The following is a 22,638-nucleotide window of genomic DNA, read 5'->3' as shown; positions in this document are numbered from 1 at the left end:
ACCACTCGTTGTTGTCGTTGCCATTTCAACCTCTCTCAATATTAGTCACTGACGGTTTACTGCGCCGCCAGATCCATAATCTTCACTTGATCCGCTTCCGCCCGGTCCAGAATGCCGGTGACGCGCCCTTCATGCATAACCACGACCCGATCGCTCATACCGAGAATCTCCGGCAGTTCAGAGGAAATCATCACCACCGCCACGCCCTTGTGGGCCAGCTGGGTGATCAGGCTGTGTATTTCCGCTTTGGCGCCGACATCGATGCCCCTCGTAGGCTCATCCAGAATCAGAATTTTCGGGTGGGTCAACAGCCAGCGGCCGATCAGCACCTTCTGCTGATTGCCCCCTGACAGGTTCTCGATCACTTCGTCCATGCCGGGCGTTTTCACCCGCAACTTATTGCAGATCTCCACCGCCTCTTTCGCCAGCTCCGCTTCCGCCACGAAGCCTTTCTTGACGAAGTTTTGATGCAACACCGCCGACTGAATGTTTTCCTGAATGGTTAAAGGCAGAAAGCAGCCCGTCTCCTTACGGTCTTCCGTGAGAAACGCCATGCCATGCTGAATCGCTTCGTTGGGAGATTTGATCTGCACGAATTCGCCGTTGATCTGAATCGCCCCACCGTCGGCGGGGGCGACGCCGAACAAGGCTTCGGCGACGTTGGAGCGACCGGAGCCGACCAGCCCGGCAAACCCGACAATCTCGCCAGCGCGCACATCAAAGGACACGTTACGGAATACGCCTTCCCGGCTCAGGTTTTTCACGGACAGCACCACATCGCCCAGCGCCACCTCTTCTTTCGGGAACATCTGCGATACCTCCCGTCCCACCATCATACGAATGATGTCGTCGCGGGTGACGTTGGAAGACAGGTGCGTACCGATGTACTGGCCATCGCGAAACACCGAAAACTCATCGGCGATTTCGAACAGCTCATTCATCTTGTGCGTGATGTAAACGATGCCAATGCCCTTGGCGCGCAGGTCGCGAATAATGTCAAAAAGGTGGGCGACTTCGGTTTCGGTGATCGCCGACGTTGGTTCGTCCATGATCAGCACGTCTGAGTTGAAGGACACCGCTTTGGCGATTTCCACCATCTGCCGGCTGGCCACCGATAGCTCACTGATTTCCGCTTCCGGATCGAGATTGATATTGAGGCGGTCGAACAATTCCTGAGTGCGGCGACGCATCTCGTCATGATCAATCAGTCCGAATCGCCCCTTAGGTTCGCGGCGAATCCAGATATTTTCCGCCACGGTCATGGGATTCATCAGCAACAGCTCCTGATGAATCATGGCGATGCCGGCTTCCTGTGCGTCGAGGGGCTTTTCCAGCCGCACCGGTTCGCCGCGCAGCAACACTTGTCCTTTGTCGGGCTGATAAATGCCGGCGATGATCTTCATCAAGGTCGACTTGCCCGCCCCGTTCTCCCCCATCAACGCATGCACCGTCCCGGGACGAATCCTGAGGGATACATTGTCCAGAGCCACCACGCCGGGGAACTCCTTGCGGACATTGGCCACTTCGAGCACGTATTCGTAATTGCGATTTTGGGGAATTGCGCTGTTCACAGACACCGCCTCCACTACTGATGCGCTACTCATAACGCAATCCCTCCGCATTGCCAAAGGTGGAAACTCGTCTTACTTGCTCAGGTATTTATCCAGATTGGCCGGCGTCACCAGCTCAAAAGGCACCCAGACTTTTTGATCTACATTTTCACCTTTGGCGAGACGAACGGCGGCGTCAACCGCGCCCGCGCCCTGGCCTTTGGCGCTCTGGAAAACCGTGACGTCCAGATCGCCGGATTTCATGGCGGCCAAGGCGTCAGGGGTCGCGTCAATGCCGGCGACCACGACGGAGTCCATCTTACGCCCCGACGCTTTCAGCGCCTGGATGGCGCCGATCGCCATTTCATCGTTGTTGGAGATGACCGCGTCGAACTCCAGCCCGGCGGATAGCCAGTTGGTCATCAGGTCGTTGCCTTTCAGGCGGGACCACTCCGCCGTCTGCTCCGCGACGACTTTCATGCCGGAGCACTCCTTGCGCTTGATCACGTCATGAATATCTTTGGTGCGCTGGATAGCGGCCTGGTTGGAAAGTTCTCCCATCATGACCACCACGTTGCCTTTGCCGCCCAACAGACGACACACTTCTTCCGTCTGCAAGGTGCCGGACACTTCCTCGTTGGAAGCGACAAACGCCTGGTTGTCCGGAAGCTGGTTAACGTTGATAGGTTGACGGTTGACATAAATGAGGGGAATGCCGGCGGCTTCCGCGTCGCTGCTTATGGACACGGTGGCGTCGGTATCGACAGGGTTGACGATGATGGCGTCCACGCCCGACGCAATGAAATTCTGAATCTGATTGAGTTGCGTTCCGACTTCGTTCTTACCGTCCTCAATCTGTACATCTACGCTCTTATCCTTAGCGGCGGTTTCAATGCCGTTACGCAAAGCGGTCAGGAAGTTATCATCGAATACGGCCATGGATACGCCAATTTTAAGATCAGCGGCCGCAACGGAGCCGGCAAACATGGCTGACGCCAAGACACTCAGGGCTAACTTTTTCATCTTATAATTATCCTCTTTGATTTCGAGTACCCGTTGCACTCACTTTTTTATTGTTGGTTCCGGTTTGAATCACGTCGGCGCAACGCGTATTGTGGTCATTTTCTGTGCGTCCGCAAAGGCCGCAGTCCCCATTCCGCTATTTCGCCTCAGTGTTGTTCCGAATCCTTGATATCGAGATTTTTATTCCAGATATTCATACGATGGAACATATATTCCAATTTGCACCTGCCGCCTAAATTTGTCAACCCTTTTTCCACCACTGCATGAGTTTTCCCTCAGGCCTTGTTATATAAAGCCGGCGCTCCGCCTCGATATAAACGGAATATTTATTTCATTGGAGTTTTATATGGAGCGATCAAGAGCCTGAAACTGATTTCTTCTGAACCTTCAAAATCTTCCTGGCTGAATCGTTGATGTAATCACCTCAGGATTCCCCCTGACTTCCATCCCTAAATGATGTTTTTTGAGGTAATTTGATGGCGCAGTGATGGGATTGATTGACGCAAAACCGAGAGTCGATTTAATTTTTTCGCACGTATCTTGGGCGCCGCTCAGCCAATTAGCGATGCGTCATTTCCGCCGTCAATGACGGCGACAGATGCGATAACCGTGACGTCCACGACGCACAGAGATAACAACAAGGTAAACCGACTATGTCTCACCCCTCTCCCGACTTGCTTCGTTTCGCTTTGAATCACATGGTATGCCCTTCCCTGACACCGCTGGCGCTGCTGGACGCCGCCGCTTCGCTGAACCTTAATGCGGTTGAGTTACGCAACGATATCGGCGACAACAGCCTCACGGATCTGAATCAGGCCAAAGCCGTTGGAGCCAGGGCGGCGGAAATGGGCATTGAGGTTCTTAGCGTCAACGCCCTCTATCCTTTCAACATCTGGAATGACGAACGCGCCGCACAGGCGGAGCTACTCGCACGCCTGGCCGCCGCCTGCGGCGCCAAAGCGCTGGTGATGTGTCCTTTAAACGAAGGAACCCAGGTAGAGCCGAACGCAGGCAAAAGCGCAGAGCTTAGCCGAGCGTTACAGGCGTTAAATATCATTTTGCAAAAGCACGGACTACTGGGCTATGTCGAGCCCCTCGGTTTCCCTGTTTCCTCCCTGCGTTTCAAACAGGAAGCGCTGGAAGCCATTGACGCCATTGGCGGGGCGGACCGCTTCAAGCTGGTCCATGATACCTTTCATCATCGCGGCGCGAATGAACAACAACTGTTTCCCCTGCGCACCGGGCTGGTCCATATCTCCGGCATCGAAGATCCCAATCTCAGCTTTAGCGACATGCTGGACGGCGACCGCGTATTGGTCGGCCCCGCCGACCGACTCGGAAATATCGAACAACTTCAGCAATTACTGGTCGCCGGGTATCGCGGCCCGGTCTCTTTCGAACCTTTTTCCGAAGCGGTCTGGAGTCTCACGGACCCTCTCTGCGCCGTGAAAGAGAGCATGGAGTACATTCGCAGCGCACTCTCCCACTGTTAATCCGGCAGACAAATAGCTTCCTTCTATTTGTTGTCTGCAACGACAGAGGCTGCGACCTGTTCATTTCCGAATTCGGTCGCGGCGGCTCTCCAGAGCGCTCCGCCGCCATCACCGCCGCTATTGGAATATTTGTTCCACAGATCGTTAGAAATCCCCGCTATTCCACCTGTAGCAATAAGAAAAGTCCCTCTTCACGATGTCGTCAGGGATCGCCTCGCTTAAGTTTTGCGCCGCTTGCGCCAGGGGCTGCAGCCTACTCACTCTGATAAAAAGAAAGTATTTTCCATCTATTGTCATTATAGAATTTTTATTCTATTCTTTTGGAAAAATGAAATGTCGGCGATGTCTGCGTCAGCACGGAGACAGGCCGGGGGAATTCGATGTATGGTTATGGGAGCCGCAGTTCCCGGCCACGGGAGATAAACAATAATATGAGTACAGACAAAACTCTGGACCTGATCTGCCTCGGCAGAGCCGCCGTCGACATTTACGGCGAACAAATCGGCAGCCGACTGGAAGACATGAGCAGCTTCGCCAAATACCTTGGCGGCTCCTCCGGCAACATCGCATATGGAACCGCCCGCCTGGGCCTGAAATCCGCCATGCTGACACGGGTCGGCGACGAACACATGGGACGCTTCGTTCGCGAAGAACTGGCCCGCGCCGGCGTCGACGTCAGTCATGTGGTCACTGATAAAGAGCGCCTGACCGGACTGGTGCTCCTCGGCATCAAGGACAAAGACACGTTTCCCTTGATTTTCTATCGCAACGACTGCGCCGACATGGCGGTGGACAGCGGTGATTTCACCCCCGAATTTATCGGTTCCTCCAAAGCTTTATTGATCACCGGCACTCATTTCTCCACCGATCAGACTTACCGCACCAGCATGACGGCGCTGGAATATGCCAAAGCCGCCGGCGCCAAGCGGATTCTCGATATCGACTACCGCCCCGTGTTGTGGGGCCTGACCAGCCTCGGCGACGGCGAAACCCGCTTTATTTCCAGCGAAGGCGTCACCCGGCATTTGCAAAGCATCCTGCCTCACTTCGATTTGATTGTGGGCACCGAGGAGGAAGTGCACATCGCTGGCGGCAGCACCGACACCATCACCGCCCTGCAGGCGATTCGCGCGCTGACCGGCGCGACCATCGTCCTGAAGCTGGGCGCTCAGGGCTGCACCGTGCTTGACGGCGACATTCCCGCCAGTGCAGACGCTTTCGTGACGCACTCCGGCGTACGTGTAGACGTGCTCAATGTACTCGGCGCCGGCGACGCCTTTATGAGCGGTTTTCTGCGCGGCTGGCTGCACGGCGAATCCTATGAACGCTGCTGCGCTTACGCTAACGCCTGCGGCGCCCTGGTGGTGTCCCGGCACGGCTGCGCGCCCGCCATTCCCAGTGCGGAAGAGCTGGACGACTATATGGCGCGGGCGCAATCCATTCCCCGCCCGGATCTGGACGAGCGCCTGAATTATCTGCATCGGGTCACCACCCAGCGCAACAGCGCCCAGTGGAGCGACCTGTGCATTCTGGCTTTCGACCATCGCAAGCAGTTGTTCGATATGGCCAGAGAAGAAGGCGCCGACCTGTCCCGCATCAAACAACTAAAGCGCTTGCTGGTAAAAGCCACTGAGCTGGGCGCCAAAGGCATCGGCGACAGTCAGGTCGGCGTCCTGGTCGACGACACCTATGGACAGGATGCGCTCAATGACGTCAGCGGACGCGGCTGGTGGATTGGTCGCCCGGTGGAGTTTCCCAGCTCCCGCCCCCTGGAACTGGAAGGCGGCCGCAGCGTCAGCGCGCGCCTGAAGACCTGGCCCAAAGAGCATATCGTCAAATGTCTGGTGTTCTACCACCCGGAAGACTGCATCGACCTGCGCATGGCGCAGGAGCGTCAGGTGCGCGAACTGTACAAAGCCTGTTGCGATTCCGGTCATGAAATGCTGCTGGAGCTGATTCCGCCCCGCGACCAGGACGTCACCGACAATGTTTATATCGACGCCATGGCGCGCTTCTACAATCTGGGCGTCAAACCGGACTGGTGGAAACTGCCGCCGCAGTCGCCCGCCAACTGGCGTCGCATCAGCGACCTGATTGCGCAACGTTCGCCCCATTGCCGCGGCGTGGTGATGCTGGGTCTGGACGCGCCGGCGGAGGAACTGAAAAAAGGTTTTATGGACAGCGCCGGCTTCGATATCTGCAAAGGCTTCGCCGTGGGCCGCACGATTTTCAGCGCCCCCAGCCGCAAGTGGCTGCGCGGCGAATTCAACGATCAGGCGCTGATCGACGCGGTCGCCGCCAATTACCTGGAACTGGTCGCCTGCTGGAAGCAACGCAACAGCCTGCAGCCCTGACCGATTTACTTATTCACCCGGCAGACAAATCGCTTCCTTCTATTTGTCTGCAACGACAGGAACTGCACAGGTCAGACCCTGTCTCCCGCGGCTAACCGCCGCGCAGGCGCATTCATACGCCTGATTATCAACATGCCAATATGATTGCCATGTTAATAACAGCCCGCCATCCCTGCGTGAAACACATGGGGAAGGCGACCGGACCAAGGTCCGGATCAGCAAAGACGAGAGGCTAAGCCGAATGAAAACAATAAGACTGACCATGGCGCAGGCGGTGATCAAATATATGATCGCGCAAAAGGTGGACGTGGATGGCGAGATCAAGCCGCTGTTCGCAGGGATGTGGGCCATCTTCGGCCACGGCAATGTCGCCGGTCTGGGCGAAGCGCTGCATCATGTGCGCGACGCGCTTCCCACCTATCGCGCCCACAATGAACAGGGCATGGCCCACGCCGCGATCGCCTACGCAAAAACCCAGAACCGCCGTCAGATGATGGCCTGCACCGCCTCCGCCGGTCCCGGTTCGGTGAATATGGTGACCGCCGCCGCCGTGGCGCACGTCAATCGCATTCCTGTACTGTTCCTGCCCGGCGACACCTTCGCCACCCGTATTCCCGACCCGGTGTTGCAGCAGGTGGAGAACTTTCACGACTACACCCTGACTTCCAACGACTGCTTTAAACCGGTGAGCCGCTTTTTCGATCGCATCACTCGTCCCGAGCAATTACTGGCGTCGCTGCCGCAGGCCTTGCGTGTCTTAACGGACCCCGTCGAGTGCGGTCCGGTGACGCTGGCGCTGCCGCAGGATGTGCAAACCATGGCGTTCGACTATCCGGAAAGTTTCTTTGTGGAGAAAATCCATCGGCTGCGTCGGCAGGCGCCGGACGCCACCGAGCTGGCTGACGCCATCGCCATGATCAAAGCCTCGAAAAAGCCGTTGCTGGTGGCCGGCGGCGGCGTGCATTACTCCGGCGCGCTGGCGGAGCTGGACAGACTGGCTTCGACATATGCTCTGCCAGTCGGAGAAACTCAGGCAGGTAAAGGCGCCCTGCCCTGGGATCATCGTCAAAACATCGGTTCGCTGGGCGTCACCGGCGCCGCTTCCACCAATGCGCTCGCTGCGGAGGCGGACCTGATCATCGCCGTCGGCACGCGCCTGGGCGATTTCGCCTCCGGCTCCCGCGCGATCATTGATCCCCACGCCAAGTTGTTGAGCATCAACGTCGCCTCTTTCGACGCGATCAAACACAAGGGACAACCCCTGGTGGGGGACGCCAGACTGACGCTGGCGCAATTGCAGGATGCTCTGGGCGACTGGCGCCCCGACGGAGAGTGGATTGAAAAGGCCGAACGCTTACGCGCGCAGTGGCATAAAACCGTGGACAACGCCACCGCCGACCATCAGGCCGACCTGCCCACCGATGCAGAAGTGGTCGGCGCGGTCAATCGCGCCGCCGGGGAAAAAGACATTGTAGTTTGCGCCGCCGGCGGTCTGCCGGGAGATCTGCAAAAGCTCTGGCGCACCCGCTATGACAGAGGCTATCACTTGGAGTACGGCTATTCCTGCATGGGTTATGAGCTGGCGGGAGGCGTCGGCGCCAAAATGGCGAAGCCGGATTCCGATGTGTTCGTCATGGTCGGCGACGGCTCTTATCTGATGCTCAACTCCGAAATCGCCACCTCGGTCATGTTGGGGCAGAAAATCATCATCGTGGTGCTGGATAACCGCGGTTTCGGCTGTATTCATCGTCTGCAACAAGCCTGCGGCGGTCCCGGTTTCAATAATCTGCTGGACGATTGCCTCACCGCTGACGGCGGGGCGCCCAAAATCGACTTCGCCGCCCACGGCGCTGCGTTGGGCGCCAAGTCGGAAAGCGTGCGTAATATCAAGGAGCTGGAAGCCGCCCTGGAGCGCGCCAAGGCTTCCGACATCAGTTATCTGATCGCCATCGACACCGATCCCCTGAAAGTCACTGAAGACGGCGGGGCCTGGTGGGACGTGGCGGTCGCAGAAGTATCCGAACGTCCGCAGGTCGAGGAGGCCCGCCGCCGTTACGAGAGCTTCAAGGCTCGTCAGTTCAAAAATCTGTAATCACTTTTGGCGGAATATCTGGAGATATCTCATGAGCGTACGTATCGGCATCAACCCTCTGACCTGGACTAACGACGACCTGCCCTCCCTGGGTGGCGACACGCCGCTGGAAGTGTGCCTCAGCGAGGGTAAACAAGCAGGCTTCGCCGGCTTCGAACTCGGCCATAAATTCCCGCGTAAGCCGGAAGTACTGGGACCCATTCTGGACAATCACGGACTGCGTCTGGTGTCCGGCTGGTTCAGCGGCCAACTGCTGGAGCGCAGCGTGGAAGCGGAAATCGCCGCCATTCAGGATCATCTGCATCTGCTGAAATCCCTTGGCGCCACCGCGATGGTGTATTGCGAGGTCACAGGCTGCGTGCATGGCGATCAAAACACGCCAGTGTCCCACCGTCCGCGCCTGGCGGAAGACCAATGGGAAACCTTCGGCGCCAAACTGACGCAAGTGGCGGATTACTGCCTGGAGCACGGCGTGAAGATCGCTTATCACCATCACATGGGCACCGTGGTGGAAACCGAAGAGGAGATCGACGCGCTGATGGCCAACACCGGCGATTCCGTGGGCCTGCTGCTCGACACCGGGCATCTTACCTACGCGGGCGGCGATCCCATTGCGGTGCAGCAACGTCACGCTGATCGCATCAACCATGTGCATTGTAAAGACATTCGTATGCAAGTGCTGGCGGACGCCAAAAACCGGGATCTGAGTTTTCTGGATGCGGTGCTCAACGGCGTGTTCACGGTTCCCGGCGACGGCGGCATTGACTACGCGACCCTGTTCAAAGGCCTGCATGCCAGCGGTTACAGCGGCTGGCTGGTGGTGGAAGCGGAGCAGGACCCAGCGGTCGCCCATCCCCTGACTTTCGCCACCCTGGGCGCCAACAACCTGAAACGGCTGTGCGCCGAAGCAGGCATAACGCTATCGGCATAACCGCCAGCGCCTGATCCACACAGCAAAATCCGGCCCGGCATGGGCCCTGCATCTCCGATGACGCGCGCCTCTGCGCAGGCGCGCCGCAGCAAATGAAAAAGGTATTCGACATGCAAACTCTTGGTAACTTCATCAACGGCGTTCGTTGCGACAGCGCCTCGGGCCGCGTCGGTCCGGTTTTCAATCCCGCCACCGGCGAGCAGCGCCTGAACGTCGCCCTGTCCAGCGCTGACGAGACCCGAGCGGCCATCACCGCAGCGCAAACCGCGTTCGCCAGTTGGAAGGAAGTCACACCGCTGCGCCGCGCCCGCGTCATGTTCAAATTCAAAGAACTGATGGAGCAACATGCGGACGAACTGGCGGAACTGATCACCCTGGAGCACGGCAAAGTGTTCTCCGACGCTCAGGGCGAACTGGTGCGGGGTCTGGAAGTGGTGGAATTCGCCTGCGGCATTCCCCATCTGCAAAAAGGCGAGCACAGCCTGAATGTGGGCCGCGGCGTCGACAGCTACAGCCTGATGCAGCCTCTGGGGGTTTGCGCCGGCATCTCGCCATTCAACTTCCCGGCCATGGTGCCCATGTGGATGTTCCCGGTGGCGATCGCCTGCGGCAATACCTTTGTGATGAAGCCATCGGAAAAAGATCCGTCCGTTCCGTTGCGACTGGCTGAACTGCTGAAAGAAGCCGGCCTGCCTGATGGCGTTTTCAACGTGGTGAACGGCGACAAAGAAGCCGTCGACGTGCTGCTGACCGACGAGCGCGTGCAGGCGGTGAGCTTCGTCGGCTCCACGCCTATTGCAGAATACATTTACGCCACCGCGTCCGCGCATGGCAAGCGGGTGCAGGCTCTCGGCGGCGCTAAAAATCACATGGTGGTCATGCCGGACGCCGATCCTGAGCAGGTCGTCGGCTCGTTGGTGGGCGCCGCCTATGGTTCCGCGGGTGAACGCTGCATGGCGATTTCCGTCGCGGTCTGTGTGGGCGATGAGGTCGCGGACACCCTGGTCAGCCGCCTGCAAAGCGAAATCGACAACATGCGCGTCGGCCCCGGCCTGGGCCTGCCGGAAGAGGCCCATATGGGACCGCTGGTGTCAAAAGAGCATGCCGCCAAGGTGCGCAGTTATATTGGTTCTGGCATCGAAGAAGGCGCCGCGCTGATTCGCGATGGCCGCGACTTCGTCTGCGCCGGCAATGAGAAAGGATATTTCGTCGGCCCCACGCTGTTCGATCATGTGAAGCCGAACATGCGCATCTACAAAGAGGAAATCTTCGGGCCGGTGTTGTGCGTGGTGCGCGTCGATAGCTACGCGGAGGCCATTCGCCTGATCAATGAACACGAATACGGCAACGGCACCGCAATCTTCACCCGCGACGGAGACACCGCCCGTCAGTTCTGCGAAGAAATCCAGGTCGGCATGGTCGGCGTCAACGTCCCCATTCCCGTCCCCATGGCGTTCCACAGCTTCGGCGGCTGGAAACGCTCCCTGTTCGGCCCCCTGCACATGCACGGCCCAGACGGCGTACGCTTCTACACACGCATGAAAACCATCACCAGCCGCTGGCCAACAGGCCTCCGCGCCGGCGCCGAGTTTTCCATGCCGACGATGAAGTAGACGCTTTCTGGCGGAAAAACCTAACGATTCAGCAAATCAGACAAATACAAAAAGCATCTACAATAATAACTAATTGATTTTCAAAGAGGCAGGGATGTGCGGCTAAACTCTCGCCTCTTTATCAAAATGTAATTTTATATAAATGGTCGCACAGAATGTATCACCTAGTGTCTTCACGACATATTCTGATTACCCCGAGACTCGTCATATTTCTCACTTAATAAGAGAAAATATTAAAAAACACCCTTTACGCATTAAATACATAAATTTACGCCCCCTCCAAATAGTCATATCACTTAAAAATTCACTCCTGTCCATTAGTCAATATTTGTAAAATATAATTTACAGGCACTCTCCAATTTATCGCAGATGATTGCCACTAGAGCATCGTCTATCTTGAGCTTCATACTAGCACCGGATGAGCAGCTTTTCTGATATAGGCCCAACTCACTATTCCACCAAATTTACCAAGCCATATAATGGAAGTAGATTTCTAGAGGAGTATTTTTATGTCAGAAAAAGACGTTCAAGGTAAGAAAAAAGCACTTAAACAGCCAGAGGCACTAACTATTCATGAGCTGGAAGAAATTAAAGCAGCTATGACGAAGGCCCGTAAAGAGCGAGAAATTCGAGAGGAAATGAAGTCAAAAGGATTTAAAGGACATGGCGGTTAAACTTTTCTACGGTAAAGACATTGAATATCAGAAAAACATTCCTGCTGTAAAGAAGGTGATTGATGCCTTCGAATATTATGTTGAAACCGGAGATCCAGGTAAAATGTTTGGCAAGGATGTTCTCACTATGAGCCCCAAGCTAGCTTGGGAAGAGAAGGTCAAACACGTCCACTTGCTTGACGAAAAGCGATTCCGAGTTGAGAAACTTCATTTACGAATCCAGGACAAAAGAACTAGTGATGCATTTTTGCTATATTGTCCAGGATACTTAAACCCAGATTATTATATGCTACTTACAATTATATGGAATAATGGTCACGAGTTTCTTCGAACTGAGGAAAAAACTCTCAAAAGTTATGCGGAAGAAGCGCTAGAGTTTAGGATGAAATGGTAATGAAACGCGAACTTAAGAAGGTCCAGTGGACCCGAGCAGAGGCGCCCCAAAAAGCAGGGCGTTACGTTGTAGCTATTGAGCATGAGTGTGGGTTGGGTGCTTACGACTTCAGTGCGTGGAGTCCACTCGAAGGCTGGGAAATCAAGGATCAGTCAGGCAAGATCGTTGCATTTATCGACTTTGATGATGTCGCCGAGTTGCTGCCGTATGCGTGGGAAGATCAAGAATAGCGCTCCCAGCTCAGAGACAACCCGGATTTCCTGATCATTTTTTTGCATTTACTAAAATACTCTCCCGGACTGGCCAACCATTCCGGGATACTGCAAACTATCCGTCCCGTCGATGTTTACCCTAAACGTCGCGTCAACTCATCACCCGGAACATAGAGACAACGCCCATGCAGCAACGAGATTTGGAATTTTTCCGCCCGGTATGGAGACGTGTCGCCATCACGGTATTCTGCTTGTTCTGGGCGACGCTGGAATGGGCCACCGGCGAACCTCTGTGGGGCATGATCGCCAGCGGCGCAGCGCTTTACTGCTACTGGCAGTTGTTTTATACGTTTGATGCGAACACAGCCGAGAAACAAGGAAATAAAACGGACGCTAATGACTGAGCAGTCCGCCTCCATTCTGCTTACCCTCTTCCGCTACCTCTCTGCTTGTTAATGCAACTTCATCACCGCCGTCGTTACCAAACGATATATCAGGTGTAGTTAGCATTAGCTCACTTCACACCCTCAAAGCCCTTAACGAAGGTTTGGATTATGAACCCCAAGCAGAGAATCAATACGCTTTTAAAAGAGTTTTCTCAGATAAATGATCTCCCAGAGTTTCAGCTTAATGAAGAAAATGTCTGCGGATTTCAGTATGTCGGCGACACGGTCATAACGCTGTTCCTTCCCGATGATCAAAATCAACTGGTATTTTTGAGCGACTTAGTTTCCCTGGATGAGCTTAGCTCCAATGCGTTAGTTAAAGTTCTTGAGTACAGCTTCCCTGGCCTAAGAACCAAAGGCGCGGCGATCAGCGTCAACCCGAAGGAGCACTCACTGGTGTTGAGCTTTGTACAGGAAATAGAGGGGCTGACCGCCATACTGTTTTCCAACATACTCAAAAACTTCATTGAAACCGCCGTGCACTTCCGCGCCGTGATAGCCGACTATCAACATGAAGCGCCAACCGGGCAAGCACCCGCCCCAGCTCCCAAAGCGCCATCCCCCAATCACATGCACATGATCAGAGGCTAGAGCACCATGCAAACCAGCGGCGTTAATCAACAGAGCGGCGTTCATCACATAGATACCGCTGCAACCCAACAGTCGTCATCAACTTCGCAAAATCATCCGCAAACCATGAGTCTTGGTCAGGAAGCGACCCAGCAGACTGGAACCTCCATGGCCTCCACCTCCTCTACACCGCTTACCAGCAGCAGCCGCCTTACCGGAAGCACACCCGGTGACGTTCCGCTAGTCCGCATCAGCATGGACGGCGCCAACGCACACAATAATACAAGAGCAGAGGCGCATGGTTCGCAAGAAAGCGCCGGGAGCAAGAAATACGAAGGGCTCAATACCACAAACCAGGCGTTAAGGTGGATTTCCAGCCTCGCGCTGGAAAATACCAAGGGCGCAGTGGAAGTCCAGGCGACGGTTCATGAAGGCAAGCTGCTTATCAGTTGCAATAAAAATACAGCCGGGTTGCTTGAAGGGCTGAAAGCGTCTTTTCAAGACCTTGGCAAGATAACGGGCAATGAACGCAACGACCGTCACCGACAAAACATCTCAAGCCAATTACTTGATGAAAGTGGCTTCGCCAAATTTAAGAGCGCAGCCGCCACGCAGACTGAAAAGGTGTCCGCCAATGACTTGGGACGTCAAATGTCGGACGCGGAGGCAGAGCGAGTTAAGCAGCAGGTGGGCCCCATTCTCGATACCATTCAAAATGCAGCCAAGGCGCTACAAAGCGGCGATGATAGCCAGATCAACCAATATGTGAAAGTGGTCGATAGCCAAGTGCATCCAGATAAAAACAAGTCCCTGGTTGAAGGCGGCACTAAAAAGAACGATGAAGGCAAAGCGTGTATGCACGCAGAGCAATCTCTTTACGACTATCTCGCCAAGAATTTGCCTTCAGATAAAAGTGAAGGGCCGCTGTTGATCCCCGTAGCGGGGGTAAAACGCCCCTGCGCCGTGTGCGATCATGTTGAACGCTCCGCCGCCTCATTGCAGGATTCGCCTTTCGGGGAAAGCGGAGAGCTTTACCTGCACCGCGCCAGCAACCGACCAGGCGTCGTGTTTCCAGGCATTCAAGGCATTTCCGAAGGCGCACTGGGAAGCAAAAGTAACGTCGACACCACAGTAAATAACCTGCTGAACGGCCAGATTAACGCGCAATCTCACCCGGTAATAAATGGGTCGACCGATACAGACTCAGAGCACAGCAGCAGCGACTCTGAAAGCGAACATAAAGCTAATTACTAATCAGGCCGACGAATAGCACATTCGGGAAGCGGTCTTCAAACTGCTTCCCGAGAAAAATAACGACCGCCGTAGCGCCACTTCACCCATCTGAACTGGGCTTGATAACCTTAGTCCACAGGAGATAGGCGCCGATAGCCAGCACCGCGAAGAACACCAGCTTGCCGATTAATTTGAACGCCCACCAGGCGACGACAATGGCTAGCACGCACCCGACAAGAAACAGCAGCTTTTTTAACATCAAAGGTTCTCGAAAACAGTAGAAAGTCTTGCGTCATAATGGCTTATGCGAGAGGAGATTTAAATACAAAATCTTCGGCGAACGCCGTTTATTAAAGCCCCGGCGCCCGATTCATTTCCTTGTAGTAGATATATTTGCTGGAGATTTTCCCCGTCGCGGCGAACCATTGTTCCAGATAAGGCCCCATCCAGATCGCATCGCCCTGCTCCACCAGATGCCAGTCGCTTCCCAGACGGTAAACGCCCTGCCCCTGCAGAAAGTACAGACCATGCTCCATGAAATGCATTTCCACGATGGGCAGTGTGGCGCCGGGTTGAAACTCAAATACATTGACGCCCCAATCCCAAGCCGAATCCTCGGGCAACAAGGTTTGCAGTAAGGCGCCGTCATCGCCGAGAAACGGCTTCGCCGAAGTTTGCGCCAAGGAACTGACGAAAGATATGACAGCGCCGGTCGCCCCAGGCATAGGCGCGTACTTTTTCTGAAACGCTAATATCCGTCCAGTATCGCCAGGATTCTTTAACTCAAAGCGCTCACCCGCTTTCAAGTGCGCGAATCCGTCCTGCTGCAGGCGGTGTGTAGCGCCGCCAAAAGTCAGTTCGATAGCGCCTTCCAACACTAACAACAGAAACTCATCCGTCTGGCTCTCCGAACAAAAACTACCGCCGGCTTTCATATTCACCAGAAACTGACAAAACTTCGCCCCCATCTCCGGCGACGCCGTATAAATCACCTGACAGTTTTTCCACTGCGGCAGATTCAATGGCACATGGGAGTCGGGACACATCAGAGAATAGTTGCGGGACAATTTACTGCGGGTAGCGCCGGTCAGGGTCATGTTTGTCAGCCTTCTAGTTATGGTTCACGATGAGTCTGCAACTCTAAGCCCACTCTGCAACGCAGGCTTCACTCCGTCCATTGTCAGAACGGTATCAACAATCAAACCGCACAATTCTGTGCCTGGAGATGAAACCCGCCCGGGCGATGGCTGTCTGCGCAGCGATATTTTCTCTTTCTGTGGAGCAGATTGGACGCCGCTGAGTTTCTCTGATTCGGGAGGACAAGGTTCGGATCACTTTTTCAGCGATGCCTTGCTTTCTGTGCTCCCGCGCCACAATCACGCCAATATCCACACAATCGGATTGAAAGGTCGGATCATGCCGCATTTCCCCACTGGCGACTAGTTCGCCTTCCCGCCAGTAGCCCAAAAGTTGCCTGCGCTCGATCAAGCCCCCCAGATAATAATTCAGCCACTCCTCCGGCGCTTGAATATTATGCGCGGTAAAAGCCACAAACTCTGAGAGCTGTTCGTTACTGGCGAACGCCATCGGCAGCATGTCTGACACACTTTGCGTCTCTGTGGCGTTAACGTCGTATTCGTACATCAATGCATTCACCTGGAAACTGTTGAACACATCCAGACACGCCGATAGATATGCAGGCTCAGCAGTGCTGACAAAAGCTCCTGCAATTTGTGAATAGTCTTTTCCACCCTGTTCGAGAATACGGCGCAATGTTGGCGCGTACTGGTTTTGGTGGCTGGATGGCAGAAAAAGCTGCAATACATACCCCTCACTGTTGACGCAGGCGTACCCCGTCAGCGCACCGCCGTCGAACAGCCCAAGATGCTGCGAAAAAGGCAGGAACCCGTTCAACCACATGCCATCGAGAGGGGCGACGCAACCCTTCAGATAGGCGATTTTTAGCGGCGTCAGGGAGTCATTGTTTTCAACAGGCGTAATTTTCAGCATGTCACTCATCCTTATGTTGGCGACAGAGATCTAATATGTTTCGCGTGAGCTGTTTCTGCACGGCGTCGAGCGGATATTTGTCGTAGATCGATAAATAATGCAGGGCGACGCCATCCAGCATGGCCAGGATGATTCGGGCGTTATCGCGACTTTTCTCAACCCCCAAATCCTTCATCCAACGGCTCACCTGTTTCAGCAGCATTTCCGCTCGCTGCTTCACGGCGGCGTCCACAATTTTGCGCAACTCGGGTGTGTGCAGAATGGTTAGCTGGAGCTTTAGATAAGTCTTTTCCGTTTTTAGAAACGTAAAAAACACGTTCAGGAAACTAGCAACAGACTCAGAAGCGCTGCGTCCTTCGGACAACTCAGAGGATACTGACGCCATTCTACTGGTAGCGTCTTCCACCAAGGCGATGAGCAGTTCTTCTTTGCTCCTGAAGTAGTTGTATGTCAGTCCTTTGGAAACTCCAGCCTGCTGCGAGATTTGCTCAATTGTTGTAGCGAAGTAGCCATTTGCTTCAAACAGCGTCATTGCCGCCTGCAGTAACTTCATTCTTCCCGTCTGCGGTCTCACCAAACCTCCCATCAATCATCTTAACTGACCACGCAGTCAGTTAAGATGATGAGGCGCGACATCATTTCTGTCAAGTTGACGGGCTTAGGTCCGCCTGATTCAGCCGAATATGTTGCGGCGAATGTCCATTCAACAACTCAAAGGAAGGTGATGAATAGAGTGAGTTGATATGACGCCGCCAGCGCTCCGCCCAATATTCGAAACGCGGTTCATCGATGACATTGAACGCAGCGAAGCTCTCCAACGGCGTGAGGCCGACATATCGCTGGGTGATATGCATGGAGGTCAGCACTTGATCCGCCGCCAGTCCGGCCAGCACGCCGCCGTCAGGATGGAAGGCTTTTTCAGCGGCGTTCCAGGTGGTGGAAAGCAGATAGCGTCGGCCTTTGAGTAATCCGCCTTCGCCATATCGCTCTGCGCCGGCGAAGAAAACGCCATGCGCATACACATCGTCGATGTAGCGCTTCAATGCCGCGGGGGCGGAAAACCAATACACGGGAAACTGAAGAATAATCAAATCCGCCCATTGATATTTTTGCTGCTCCTCGGCGATATCGTAGCCGTCCATAACTCGAGTGGTCCGCACCTCTGCGAACGGTTGCAGCGTCTGTTTCGCCACGCTGATCAGCCCCTCATTGAAGCTTCCGTCCGCCACCCCGGCTTTAGGTTCCGCGCCGTTTACGATCAATACCTTATTCATCCGTCATGCTCCTGTTATTCGGCGCCGCCACTCATAGCTCGCAGCGCCTTGGCTATATAAACGGGTTGTAGATTAGCGAGGCGGGCATTATTGTTTAATCTCGAATTATCTTTTTCATACTTTGAATATTCGCAACAATGATCCGATCCCTGCACGCCCTCCGCGTTTTTCTGTCCGTCGCTAAACATTTGAACTTCGCCCAGGCTTCCGCCGAGTTGCATTTGTCCGCATCGTCCGTGTCCCGACAGATAACTGAGCTGGAGAAAGAGCTGAATGTGGCGCTGTTCACCCGCAGCACGCGCATGGTTGCGTTAACCCAGCAAGGTCAGCGTTTGTATGAAGAGGCGGCGCCGCTGGTCATCTCTCTGGATGAAGTCAGTGATTGTCTGCGCCAGCAAAAAGAGGAAGTGGGAGGCAGAGTGAGTCTGTCCGCTCCCTGGTGGTTCGCGTCCTATTTCATCGCCCCCGCTCTGGCGGGTTTGAGAGACCACTACCCTGATCTGACGGTGATTCTGGATTGCGACGACCGCGTCATTGATCCCAACGAGGGATTGCATGATATCTACGTTCGCTTCGGCAGACTGAACGACTCCCGCCTGCTGGCGAAAAAGTTCGGCGCCTACGAATTCTGGCTGATAGCCTCACCCCAATATATTGAGAAATACGGCGACCCCAAACATCCCAAAGACCTGCATGATCACCGGCTGCTCGCATACCGGTTTTCATCGCCTCACAGTAGCTGGATATTTGATGATGGCGCGTCGCAACAACGCATCGCCATGCAAAGCCCTTATCTGCTCACTAACAATACCGAAAGCATCCTGCACTGCGCGTTGAACCACGGCGGCATCGGCCTGCTGGCGGATCATGGCGTATTGAACTCAGTGAAACGCGGCGAATTGATACGCCTGATGCCAAACTACGCCATCACGCCCAACCGGTTTGAAAATGGCATGTATCTGGTTTACTCAAAAGATAAAGCAAAGATAAAGCGCGTCAAAACCGTTATTGATTACTTGGCGGAGCATTTGCGCAGTTAAGATCCCATGACCGCAAGATCGTCACGCAGCGTCTGAAAGTGTTAGTCAGGCGGCATGCGTTGTCACAAAGATTGTACTGTGCGTTGAAGTGGGCGCCATAGAAAACTATGACTACCCTGTTTCTTCATAAGCTCTGTTTTGAGGCGTGGCCAGTATGAAATCTTATCCCTTACTTCGTGCATTGGCTTTATTCGCACTTTCCATTTTGGCGTTAGCTCCTGTCATTGTTCTGTTCTCCTACGCTTTTGTGGAAATGGGCTTGCTTTCTTGCGCGATTGTTAGCGCGGTATTGAGCACACGCTATTACTGCAAAATCAATGGAAAGCCCCTTGCCAACGCGGAACTCGGCGCCTTCGCGACGTTGGGTGCTGGCTATTGCCTGTTATTGCAAGCCAGCGCCTATTTTATATTTCAGGCGTCAGACCAAACATTGAACGCCGAACGGCTGATCGCGCACGGGCTAGTCGCCTATCTGATATATCTGATCACTATTATTTTCTGCGCCCGCGTATCCAAGCAGGCAAATCAGCAGAACAAGCCAGCCAGTCTTCTCCCCCGCAATATCATTGACCGCTGGATAGAGCGCCTCAGCAAGCCGCTCGATACACTGAGCAATGACGAACTCATACGGAAGATTGCTGGCTCTCCATCGGGAGGGATAAAAGGTTTTATACTTGGCGCAGCGTTTATGTGGCTGCTGATCAATCTATTTTTCCCGGTAAGCAATCACGTCAGCGCAATCATCAGCATGCTTCTATTGAGCTTCCTGTCGCTTCTGTTGATATCCGTGTTGAGCAAAAGAAACTTATTATTGGAAGAATTGAGAAAGAGACTGAACAGCGTGCCTGACAGCGCTTCGTCCGAACCATCATCGACGCAATATACTTAATGAAAACCCGCATACTATATATCGAAAATCACCCCGTCTTCGCCGCCTCGGCGCAGGATGTCTTTTTATCGGACTGTGAGATCACCGTGGCGCCGGATATGGCGTCCGTGTTGGCCGCACTGGAATCACAACGCTTTGATCTGGCGCTGGTTGATTTCGACCTGGATGACTGCAAAGGCGATGAAGTCACGCGAGTGATTCGTGAGCGCTTTCCCCAACTGAAAATCATCGCGGCGTCATCTCATGCGCAGGGTAACGCGAAAATTCAGAAGGCGGGCGCTGACGCGGTTTGCGGGAAAATGGAGTTCAGTAAAATCAGGGAAATAATAGAGCAGGTTTTAGAACGCCCTATATAAGCGGCTAAGTGAAACGCCATAGCGATTCCACAGATCGCACTCAAATTATTACACCTGGCTTCTCGTTAGCTTGATATCGAAGACGCCATACACGATAGAGGCCATTCCCAAAAGAAGAATGACAAGCGCCTCCGCGCTATCTTTCCCGCTTGCGACAAATTTATCGCCCATGATGCTCTTCACCGTGAACAAGTCGGACGCTCCCCACAGGAAAAGTATTCCACCCAGAACAATCATCGATATTGCAAACAGCCTTCGAAGAAAAGCGCCCATTCTTATACTCCCTTTTTACTCGCTTTACTTCCGATGCCTGATGTCCTCGCCAGCCATCGGAGGGGCATTCACAGTCCCTATTTCAACATCCTGATTTTTCGATATAACGTTCTTTCACTAACGCCGAGCAGTCTGGCCAGAGATGCATCGTCGCCCCTGCGTCGGTCGAAGACGCTTTGCAGATAACGACGCTCAGCCTCATCGCCTGTTCAGCCCGGTTGCGCAATTCACGGATGTTACCGGGAAAGGACTGTCTCCGCAGCCAATACTCCGCATTTTCTGCGAAGTGAAGAATACGTTGTTTGTTGAGACTATCGAGCAGATGCCGGGGCGGATCGAGCTCATCGCCGCCAACTCAAACACGACCTGCTGACGCTCTTCCTGTGGGGCGTCGGCTACGTACCCTACCTGACGATCTGGCGCTGGACGCTGGCCCCTTACGTAGGTTGGCCAGTGATGGCGTTATGCGTGTACTTGTGGGTGATGTGAGCGTTTGGAAGCTCTTGTAAGAGAGACGCAGAAAAAGCCTGCTCAGGCGGGCTTGAATCTGGTTAGAGAACCGCGACTCTTTTATCCAACATTGAACGCTGAAGCCATTATTTGTCGATCAGCTCGGCTGATACCGATGTTTTTAGCCACCGATTCCCACTGACTAACGCTGTGCAGCACTTCATCTTTTATCGCATTCGCTTCACTGACGCTTAGTTGAAAAAAGTCGATCACATCCACCGCTAAGTCGTAGTCCAGGCTATTGTCATTATCAGTAATATTCAAATGCAGTCCATTAGAGGGTGTAACAGGATTAATATCGTAAGCCGGAGATAAAACCCATCCCCCCTTTTGATAGATAAACCCATGGTTACGCAAGTGATCATCCGTATTGGAAATCGCAATGTTAAAAATGATACGGCGCCATAGTTGCGCCAAATCATCTCTGGTGTTGGAGCCTCTCTCCGTAAGAAACTGCGCCAATTCGATGTAACTGGCGTCGTAGTCGCCATCATAGTAACCAAGCTGCGTTAACGCTGAGGTGAAATGCAGACGACTGGCAGCAGTGCGATCAAAACGCTGGGTTAAAAACGTGTGGTGATGGCTATTGAATCTCTCAATTCTGCACGGAGCCATCACTATCCCCGCCTCCAACGCCAATTGATAAGCCGTAAACTCCCACGCAGCAATGTCATGGTCGTCATGGCGACTCGGAAATTTAGCGATCCACAAGTGATTCGCCTCATCCACCACGCTTGCCTTGGGGCGAGCGCCACCTAGAGATGAGCCTGGCGACATCAACATGTAGAGCCATCTTAGATACTCGGGATCATCACTGTTGCTGTCTTCTACTTGCTGGGCAGCGTACTCCAGCTCCCTTAACGATGATATGGGCGGGGCCGCCAGCCGCTCGTCGTTATCAAGAAAGGCGCCCTCTATTGACTGTTTAAATCTCAAGGCGCCTTGGCGATAAAGATCATGGACGCCGAGGAGATAGTCCATCTCATGAAGCACCTTGGGACGCCTTTCCTGCTGACGCGCCAAGACCGCTTCGCGACGGTTCATCAGCAAGCGTCCCCAACGATCAGGACAAGAGTCCAGAAATGCGCGAAAGTTATTTGTGTTTGAGCTATGTTGCTCGCCAGAGAACAAATGGAGGTCAGGGTCTATTTGCTGTGCGCTGGGAAGCTTCAGCCACCCCTCATCATAATGAAAGCTGAAATGCTCTCTATTCTTGGTGACAGTAGAGCGGAGTCTCCCAACCAAAACCGGTTCATCGAATTCCTCCCAGTCAGCAAATACAAAGACTTCAGTGTTCATTTTTGCTTACTCAGAAGCTTAATATCCTGTAGCTTGCGTCCCAATTCATCGTCACTGGCCACTTTCACCAAGTCCTCTACTAATCCCAGTACGCCTAATACCGCCACATAATGCCCCATAGACACTTTGGCGTCTCCTTGCTCGATTCTGCGAATGGTTAACCGGCTGAGCCCAGTCCGCTCGGAAATCAGAGTCTGAGTATAGTTTCTGCGCTTTCTGGCCAACTTTATGTTCTCACCTAACTGGGAGAGAACCTTTTGGTTCTTGGGAAAAACAATAGCGCTTCTTTTTTCACCAGGCATATCGAGCGATCACTACAGTTATCAAAAGGTGGCAATTTGATAATTATAGGAACCACAAAAGGATATAGCAAAGAAACTTTTTGACCACTAAAGCTACCAA

At 53.9% G+C, this 22,638-nt stretch carries 27 protein-coding genes; 16 read left to right on the top strand and 11 right to left on the bottom strand.

Translation table 11 applies throughout. The annotated features are described in order from the left end of the window. Positions 1 to 56: 56 nt before the first annotated feature. Both HCH_RS05240 and HCH_RS05235 read right to left on the bottom strand, forming a co-directional pair. The gene (locus tag HCH_RS05240) at positions 57 to 1,604 is read right to left on the bottom strand and encodes a sugar ABC transporter ATP-binding protein (RefSeq protein WP_011395119.1); all 1,548 of its coding nucleotides are present in this window, start codon (positions 1,602 to 1,604) and stop codon (positions 57 to 59) included. Between the two features lie 39 nt (positions 1,605 to 1,643). Next, complete coding sequence (locus HCH_RS05235) at positions 1,644 to 2,573, bottom strand: sugar ABC transporter substrate-binding protein (protein ID WP_011395118.1); 930 nt, start codon at positions 2,571 to 2,573, stop codon at positions 1,644 to 1,646. A 653-nt stretch (positions 2,574 to 3,226) separates the two neighbouring features. On the opposite strand from HCH_RS05235, the gene HCH_RS05230 reads away from it, so the two are divergent. The 11 genes from HCH_RS05230 to HCH_RS05185 all read left to right on the top strand — a co-directional run bounded on the left by HCH_RS05230 (position 3,227) and on the right by HCH_RS05185 (position 14,606). After that, a complete protein-coding gene (locus HCH_RS05230; RefSeq protein WP_011395114.1) occupies positions 3,227 to 4,066 on the top strand; it encodes a TIM barrel protein in 840 nt (279 codons plus the stop codon). A 431-nt stretch (positions 4,067 to 4,497) separates the two neighbouring features. Further along, complete coding sequence (locus HCH_RS05225; protein ID WP_011395112.1) at positions 4,498 to 6,420, top strand: bifunctional 5-dehydro-2-deoxygluconokinase/5-dehydro-2-deoxyphosphogluconate aldolase; 1,923 nt, start codon at positions 4,498 to 4,500, stop codon at positions 6,418 to 6,420. 241 nt (positions 6,421 to 6,661) lie between these two features. After that, complete coding sequence (iolD, locus tag HCH_RS05220) at positions 6,662 to 8,512, top strand: 3D-(3,5/4)-trihydroxycyclohexane-1,2-dione acylhydrolase (decyclizing) (RefSeq protein ID WP_011395111.1); 1,851 nt, start codon at positions 6,662 to 6,664, stop codon at positions 8,510 to 8,512. A 31-nt stretch (positions 8,513 to 8,543) separates the two neighbouring features. Further along, positions 8,544 to 9,443, top strand: a complete 900-nt coding sequence (iolE, locus tag HCH_RS05215; RefSeq protein ID WP_011395110.1) for a myo-inosose-2 dehydratase — start codon at positions 8,544 to 8,546, stop codon at positions 9,441 to 9,443. A gap of 110 nt (positions 9,444 to 9,553) precedes the next feature. Beyond that, positions 9,554 to 11,056 (top strand): CoA-acylating methylmalonate-semialdehyde dehydrogenase, encoded by a 1,503-nt coding sequence (locus HCH_RS05210; RefSeq protein WP_011395109.1) that lies wholly within the window; start codon positions 9,554 to 9,556, stop codon positions 11,054 to 11,056. Positions 11,057 to 11,565: 509 nt separating this feature from the next. Next, positions 11,566 to 11,730 carry a hypothetical protein gene (locus HCH_RS34115; protein WP_011395108.1) on the top strand — a complete coding sequence of 55 codons (165 nt, stop codon included), beginning with the start codon at positions 11,566 to 11,568 and terminating at the stop codon, positions 11,728 to 11,730. After that, a complete protein-coding gene (locus HCH_RS05205; RefSeq protein ID WP_011395107.1) occupies positions 11,720 to 12,124 on the top strand; it encodes a type II toxin-antitoxin system YafO family toxin in 405 nt (134 codons plus the stop codon). Before HCH_RS34115 ends, HCH_RS05205 begins: the two co-directional genes overlap by 11 nt. After that, positions 12,124 to 12,354 (top strand): hypothetical protein, encoded by a 231-nt coding sequence (locus HCH_RS05200; RefSeq protein WP_011395106.1) that lies wholly within the window; start codon positions 12,124 to 12,126, stop codon positions 12,352 to 12,354. Before HCH_RS05205 ends, HCH_RS05200 begins: the two co-directional genes overlap by 1 nt. Positions 12,355 to 12,521: 167 nt before the next feature. Beyond that, complete coding sequence (locus tag HCH_RS05195; RefSeq protein ID WP_011395105.1) at positions 12,522 to 12,740, top strand: hypothetical protein; 219 nt, start codon at positions 12,522 to 12,524, stop codon at positions 12,738 to 12,740. Positions 12,741 to 12,890: 150 nt separating this feature from the next. Further along, complete coding sequence (locus HCH_RS05190; RefSeq protein ID WP_011395104.1) at positions 12,891 to 13,373, top strand: CesT family type III secretion system chaperone; 483 nt, start codon at positions 12,891 to 12,893, stop codon at positions 13,371 to 13,373. Positions 13,374 to 13,379: 6 nt separating this feature from the next. Beyond that, positions 13,380 to 14,606: a hypothetical protein gene (locus HCH_RS05185; protein WP_011395103.1), complete on the top strand. Its 1,227-nt coding sequence runs from the start codon at positions 13,380 to 13,382 to the stop codon at positions 14,604 to 14,606. Between the two features lie 79 nt (positions 14,607 to 14,685). Here the strand turns inward: HCH_RS05185 and HCH_RS34110 are convergent, their stop codons facing one another. The 5 genes from HCH_RS34110 to HCH_RS05165 form a co-directional block, all read right to left on the bottom strand. Further along, positions 14,686 to 14,844, bottom strand: a complete 159-nt coding sequence (locus HCH_RS34110) for a hypothetical protein (protein WP_158304926.1) — start codon at positions 14,842 to 14,844, stop codon at positions 14,686 to 14,688. 91 nt (positions 14,845 to 14,935) lie between these two features. Continuing rightward, positions 14,936 to 15,682, bottom strand: a complete 747-nt coding sequence (gene allE / locus HCH_RS05180) for a (S)-ureidoglycine aminohydrolase (protein WP_011395101.1) — start codon at positions 15,680 to 15,682, stop codon at positions 14,936 to 14,938. A gap of 94 nt (positions 15,683 to 15,776) precedes the next feature. Next, positions 15,777 to 16,595, bottom strand: a complete 819-nt coding sequence (locus HCH_RS05175) for a GNAT family N-acetyltransferase (protein ID WP_011395100.1) — start codon at positions 16,593 to 16,595, stop codon at positions 15,777 to 15,779. A 1-nt stretch (position 16,596) separates the two neighbouring features. Beyond that, positions 16,597 to 17,148, bottom strand: a complete 552-nt coding sequence (locus HCH_RS05170) for a TetR/AcrR family transcriptional regulator (protein WP_158304925.1) — start codon at positions 17,146 to 17,148, stop codon at positions 16,597 to 16,599. Between the two features lie 91 nt (positions 17,149 to 17,239). Continuing rightward, positions 17,240 to 17,869: an NAD(P)H-dependent oxidoreductase gene (locus HCH_RS05165; protein WP_011395098.1), complete on the bottom strand. Its 630-nt coding sequence runs from the start codon at positions 17,867 to 17,869 to the stop codon at positions 17,240 to 17,242. A 137-nt stretch (positions 17,870 to 18,006) separates the two neighbouring features. On the opposite strand from HCH_RS05165, the gene HCH_RS05160 reads away from it, so the two are divergent. The 3 genes from HCH_RS05160 to HCH_RS05150 all read left to right on the top strand — a co-directional run bounded on the left by HCH_RS05160 (position 18,007) and on the right by HCH_RS05150 (position 20,154). Then, positions 18,007 to 18,909, top strand: a complete 903-nt coding sequence (locus tag HCH_RS05160; protein ID WP_011395097.1) for a LysR family transcriptional regulator — start codon at positions 18,007 to 18,009, stop codon at positions 18,907 to 18,909. A 154-nt stretch (positions 18,910 to 19,063) separates the two neighbouring features. Then, the gene (locus tag HCH_RS05155; RefSeq protein ID WP_011395096.1) at positions 19,064 to 19,798 is read left to right on the top strand and encodes a hypothetical protein; all 735 of its coding nucleotides are present in this window, start codon (positions 19,064 to 19,066) and stop codon (positions 19,796 to 19,798) included. Further along, positions 19,798 to 20,154 (top strand): response regulator, encoded by a 357-nt coding sequence (locus tag HCH_RS05150; RefSeq protein WP_011395095.1) that lies wholly within the window; start codon positions 19,798 to 19,800, stop codon positions 20,152 to 20,154. The genes HCH_RS05155 and HCH_RS05150 overlap by 1 nt, the downstream gene beginning before the upstream one ends. Positions 20,155 to 20,202: 48 nt before the next feature. On the opposite strand, the gene HCH_RS05145 is transcribed toward HCH_RS05150, so the two are convergent. Both HCH_RS05145 and HCH_RS35155 read right to left on the bottom strand, forming a co-directional pair. Further along, a complete protein-coding gene (locus HCH_RS05145) occupies positions 20,203 to 20,427 on the bottom strand; it encodes a hypothetical protein (RefSeq protein ID WP_011395094.1) in 225 nt (74 codons plus the stop codon). A gap of 77 nt (positions 20,428 to 20,504) precedes the next feature. Then, positions 20,505 to 20,609 (bottom strand): helix-turn-helix domain-containing protein, encoded by a 105-nt coding sequence (locus tag HCH_RS35155; RefSeq protein ID WP_202945329.1) that lies wholly within the window; start codon positions 20,607 to 20,609, stop codon positions 20,505 to 20,507. Here HCH_RS35155 and HCH_RS34555 point away from each other — a divergent pair. Both HCH_RS34555 and HCH_RS35150 read left to right on the top strand, forming a co-directional pair. Beyond that, positions 20,570 to 20,800 (top strand): hypothetical protein, encoded by a 231-nt coding sequence (locus tag HCH_RS34555; protein ID WP_011395092.1) that lies wholly within the window; start codon positions 20,570 to 20,572, stop codon positions 20,798 to 20,800. The two genes, HCH_RS35155 and HCH_RS34555, sit on opposite strands and share 40 nt — an antisense overlap. Beyond that, on the top strand, positions 20,794 to 20,916 hold the full coding sequence (locus tag HCH_RS35150; protein ID WP_148212741.1) for a cyd operon YbgE family protein: 123 nt from the start codon (positions 20,794 to 20,796) through the stop codon (positions 20,914 to 20,916). Before HCH_RS34555 ends, HCH_RS35150 begins: the two co-directional genes overlap by 7 nt. An 81-nt stretch (positions 20,917 to 20,997) precedes the next feature. Here the strand turns inward: HCH_RS35150 and HCH_RS05140 are convergent, their stop codons facing one another. Continuing rightward, positions 20,998 to 22,236, bottom strand: coding sequence for a type II toxin-antitoxin system HipA family toxin (locus HCH_RS05140; protein ID WP_011395091.1), 1,239 nt, complete (start codon positions 22,234 to 22,236; stop codon positions 20,998 to 21,000). Then, complete coding sequence (locus HCH_RS05135) at positions 22,233 to 22,538, bottom strand: helix-turn-helix domain-containing protein (RefSeq protein ID WP_011395090.1); 306 nt, start codon at positions 22,536 to 22,538, stop codon at positions 22,233 to 22,235. The genes HCH_RS05140 and HCH_RS05135 overlap by 4 nt, the downstream gene beginning before the upstream one ends. Positions 22,539 to 22,638: the final 100 nt, after the last annotated feature.

It is taken from the genome of Hahella chejuensis KCTC 2396, from assembly GCF_000012985.1.
Taxonomy (GTDB): domain Bacteria; phylum Pseudomonadota; class Gammaproteobacteria; order Pseudomonadales; family Oleiphilaceae; genus Hahella; species Hahella chejuensis.
Note: the sequence above shows the minus strand (reverse complement) of the source record. Positions and strands in the feature narration are given on the sequence as shown.

Bases quoted from the DNA above. Each gene is read 5' to 3' on its own strand.
- HCH_RS05240 (WP_011395119.1), bottom strand. From the start codon at position 1,604: ATGAGTAGCGCATCAGTAGTGGAGGCGGTGTCTGTGAACAGCGCAATT.
- HCH_RS05235 (WP_011395118.1), bottom strand. From the start codon at position 2,573: ATGAAAAAGTTAGCCCTGAGTGTCTTGGCGTCAGCCATGTTTGCCGGC.
- HCH_RS05230 (WP_011395114.1), top strand. From the start codon at position 3,227: ATGTCTCACCCCTCTCCCGACTTGCTTCGTTTCGCTTTGAATCACATG.
- HCH_RS05225 (WP_011395112.1), top strand. From the start codon at position 4,498: ATGAGTACAGACAAAACTCTGGACCTGATCTGCCTCGGCAGAGCCGCC.
- iolD (WP_011395111.1), top strand. From the start codon at position 6,662: ATGAAAACAATAAGACTGACCATGGCGCAGGCGGTGATCAAATATATG.
- iolE (WP_011395110.1), top strand. From the start codon at position 8,544: ATGAGCGTACGTATCGGCATCAACCCTCTGACCTGGACTAACGACGAC.
- HCH_RS05210 (WP_011395109.1), top strand. From the start codon at position 9,554: ATGCAAACTCTTGGTAACTTCATCAACGGCGTTCGTTGCGACAGCGCC.
- HCH_RS34115 (WP_011395108.1), top strand. From the start codon at position 11,566: ATGTCAGAAAAAGACGTTCAAGGTAAGAAAAAAGCACTTAAACAGCCA.
- HCH_RS05205 (WP_011395107.1), top strand. From the start codon at position 11,720: ATGGCGGTTAAACTTTTCTACGGTAAAGACATTGAATATCAGAAAAAC.
- HCH_RS05200 (WP_011395106.1), top strand. From the start codon at position 12,124: ATGAAACGCGAACTTAAGAAGGTCCAGTGGACCCGAGCAGAGGCGCCC.
- HCH_RS05195 (WP_011395105.1), top strand. From the start codon at position 12,522: ATGCAGCAACGAGATTTGGAATTTTTCCGCCCGGTATGGAGACGTGTC.
- HCH_RS05190 (WP_011395104.1), top strand. From the start codon at position 12,891: ATGAACCCCAAGCAGAGAATCAATACGCTTTTAAAAGAGTTTTCTCAG.
- HCH_RS05185 (WP_011395103.1), top strand. From the start codon at position 13,380: ATGCAAACCAGCGGCGTTAATCAACAGAGCGGCGTTCATCACATAGAT.
- HCH_RS34110 (WP_158304926.1), bottom strand. From the start codon at position 14,844: ATGTTAAAAAAGCTGCTGTTTCTTGTCGGGTGCGTGCTAGCCATTGTC.
- allE (WP_011395101.1), bottom strand. From the start codon at position 15,682: ATGACCCTGACCGGCGCTACCCGCAGTAAATTGTCCCGCAACTATTCT.
- HCH_RS05175 (WP_011395100.1), bottom strand. From the start codon at position 16,595: ATGCTGAAAATTACGCCTGTTGAAAACAATGACTCCCTGACGCCGCTA.
- HCH_RS05170 (WP_158304925.1), bottom strand. From the start codon at position 17,148: ATGAAGTTACTGCAGGCGGCAATGACGCTGTTTGAAGCAAATGGCTAC.
- HCH_RS05165 (WP_011395098.1), bottom strand. From the start codon at position 17,869: ATGAATAAGGTATTGATCGTAAACGGCGCGGAACCTAAAGCCGGGGTG.
- HCH_RS05160 (WP_011395097.1), top strand. From the start codon at position 18,007: ATGATCCGATCCCTGCACGCCCTCCGCGTTTTTCTGTCCGTCGCTAAA.
- HCH_RS05155 (WP_011395096.1), top strand. From the start codon at position 19,064: ATGAAATCTTATCCCTTACTTCGTGCATTGGCTTTATTCGCACTTTCC.
- HCH_RS05150 (WP_011395095.1), top strand. From the start codon at position 19,798: ATGAAAACCCGCATACTATATATCGAAAATCACCCCGTCTTCGCCGCC.
- HCH_RS05145 (WP_011395094.1), bottom strand. From the start codon at position 20,427: ATGGGCGCTTTTCTTCGAAGGCTGTTTGCAATATCGATGATTGTTCTG.
- HCH_RS34555 (WP_011395092.1), top strand. From the start codon at position 20,570: ATGCATCGTCGCCCCTGCGTCGGTCGAAGACGCTTTGCAGATAACGAC.
- HCH_RS05140 (WP_011395091.1), bottom strand. From the start codon at position 22,236: ATGAACACTGAAGTCTTTGTATTTGCTGACTGGGAGGAATTCGATGAA.
- HCH_RS05135 (WP_011395090.1), bottom strand. From the start codon at position 22,538: ATGCCTGGTGAAAAAAGAAGCGCTATTGTTTTTCCCAAGAACCAAAAG.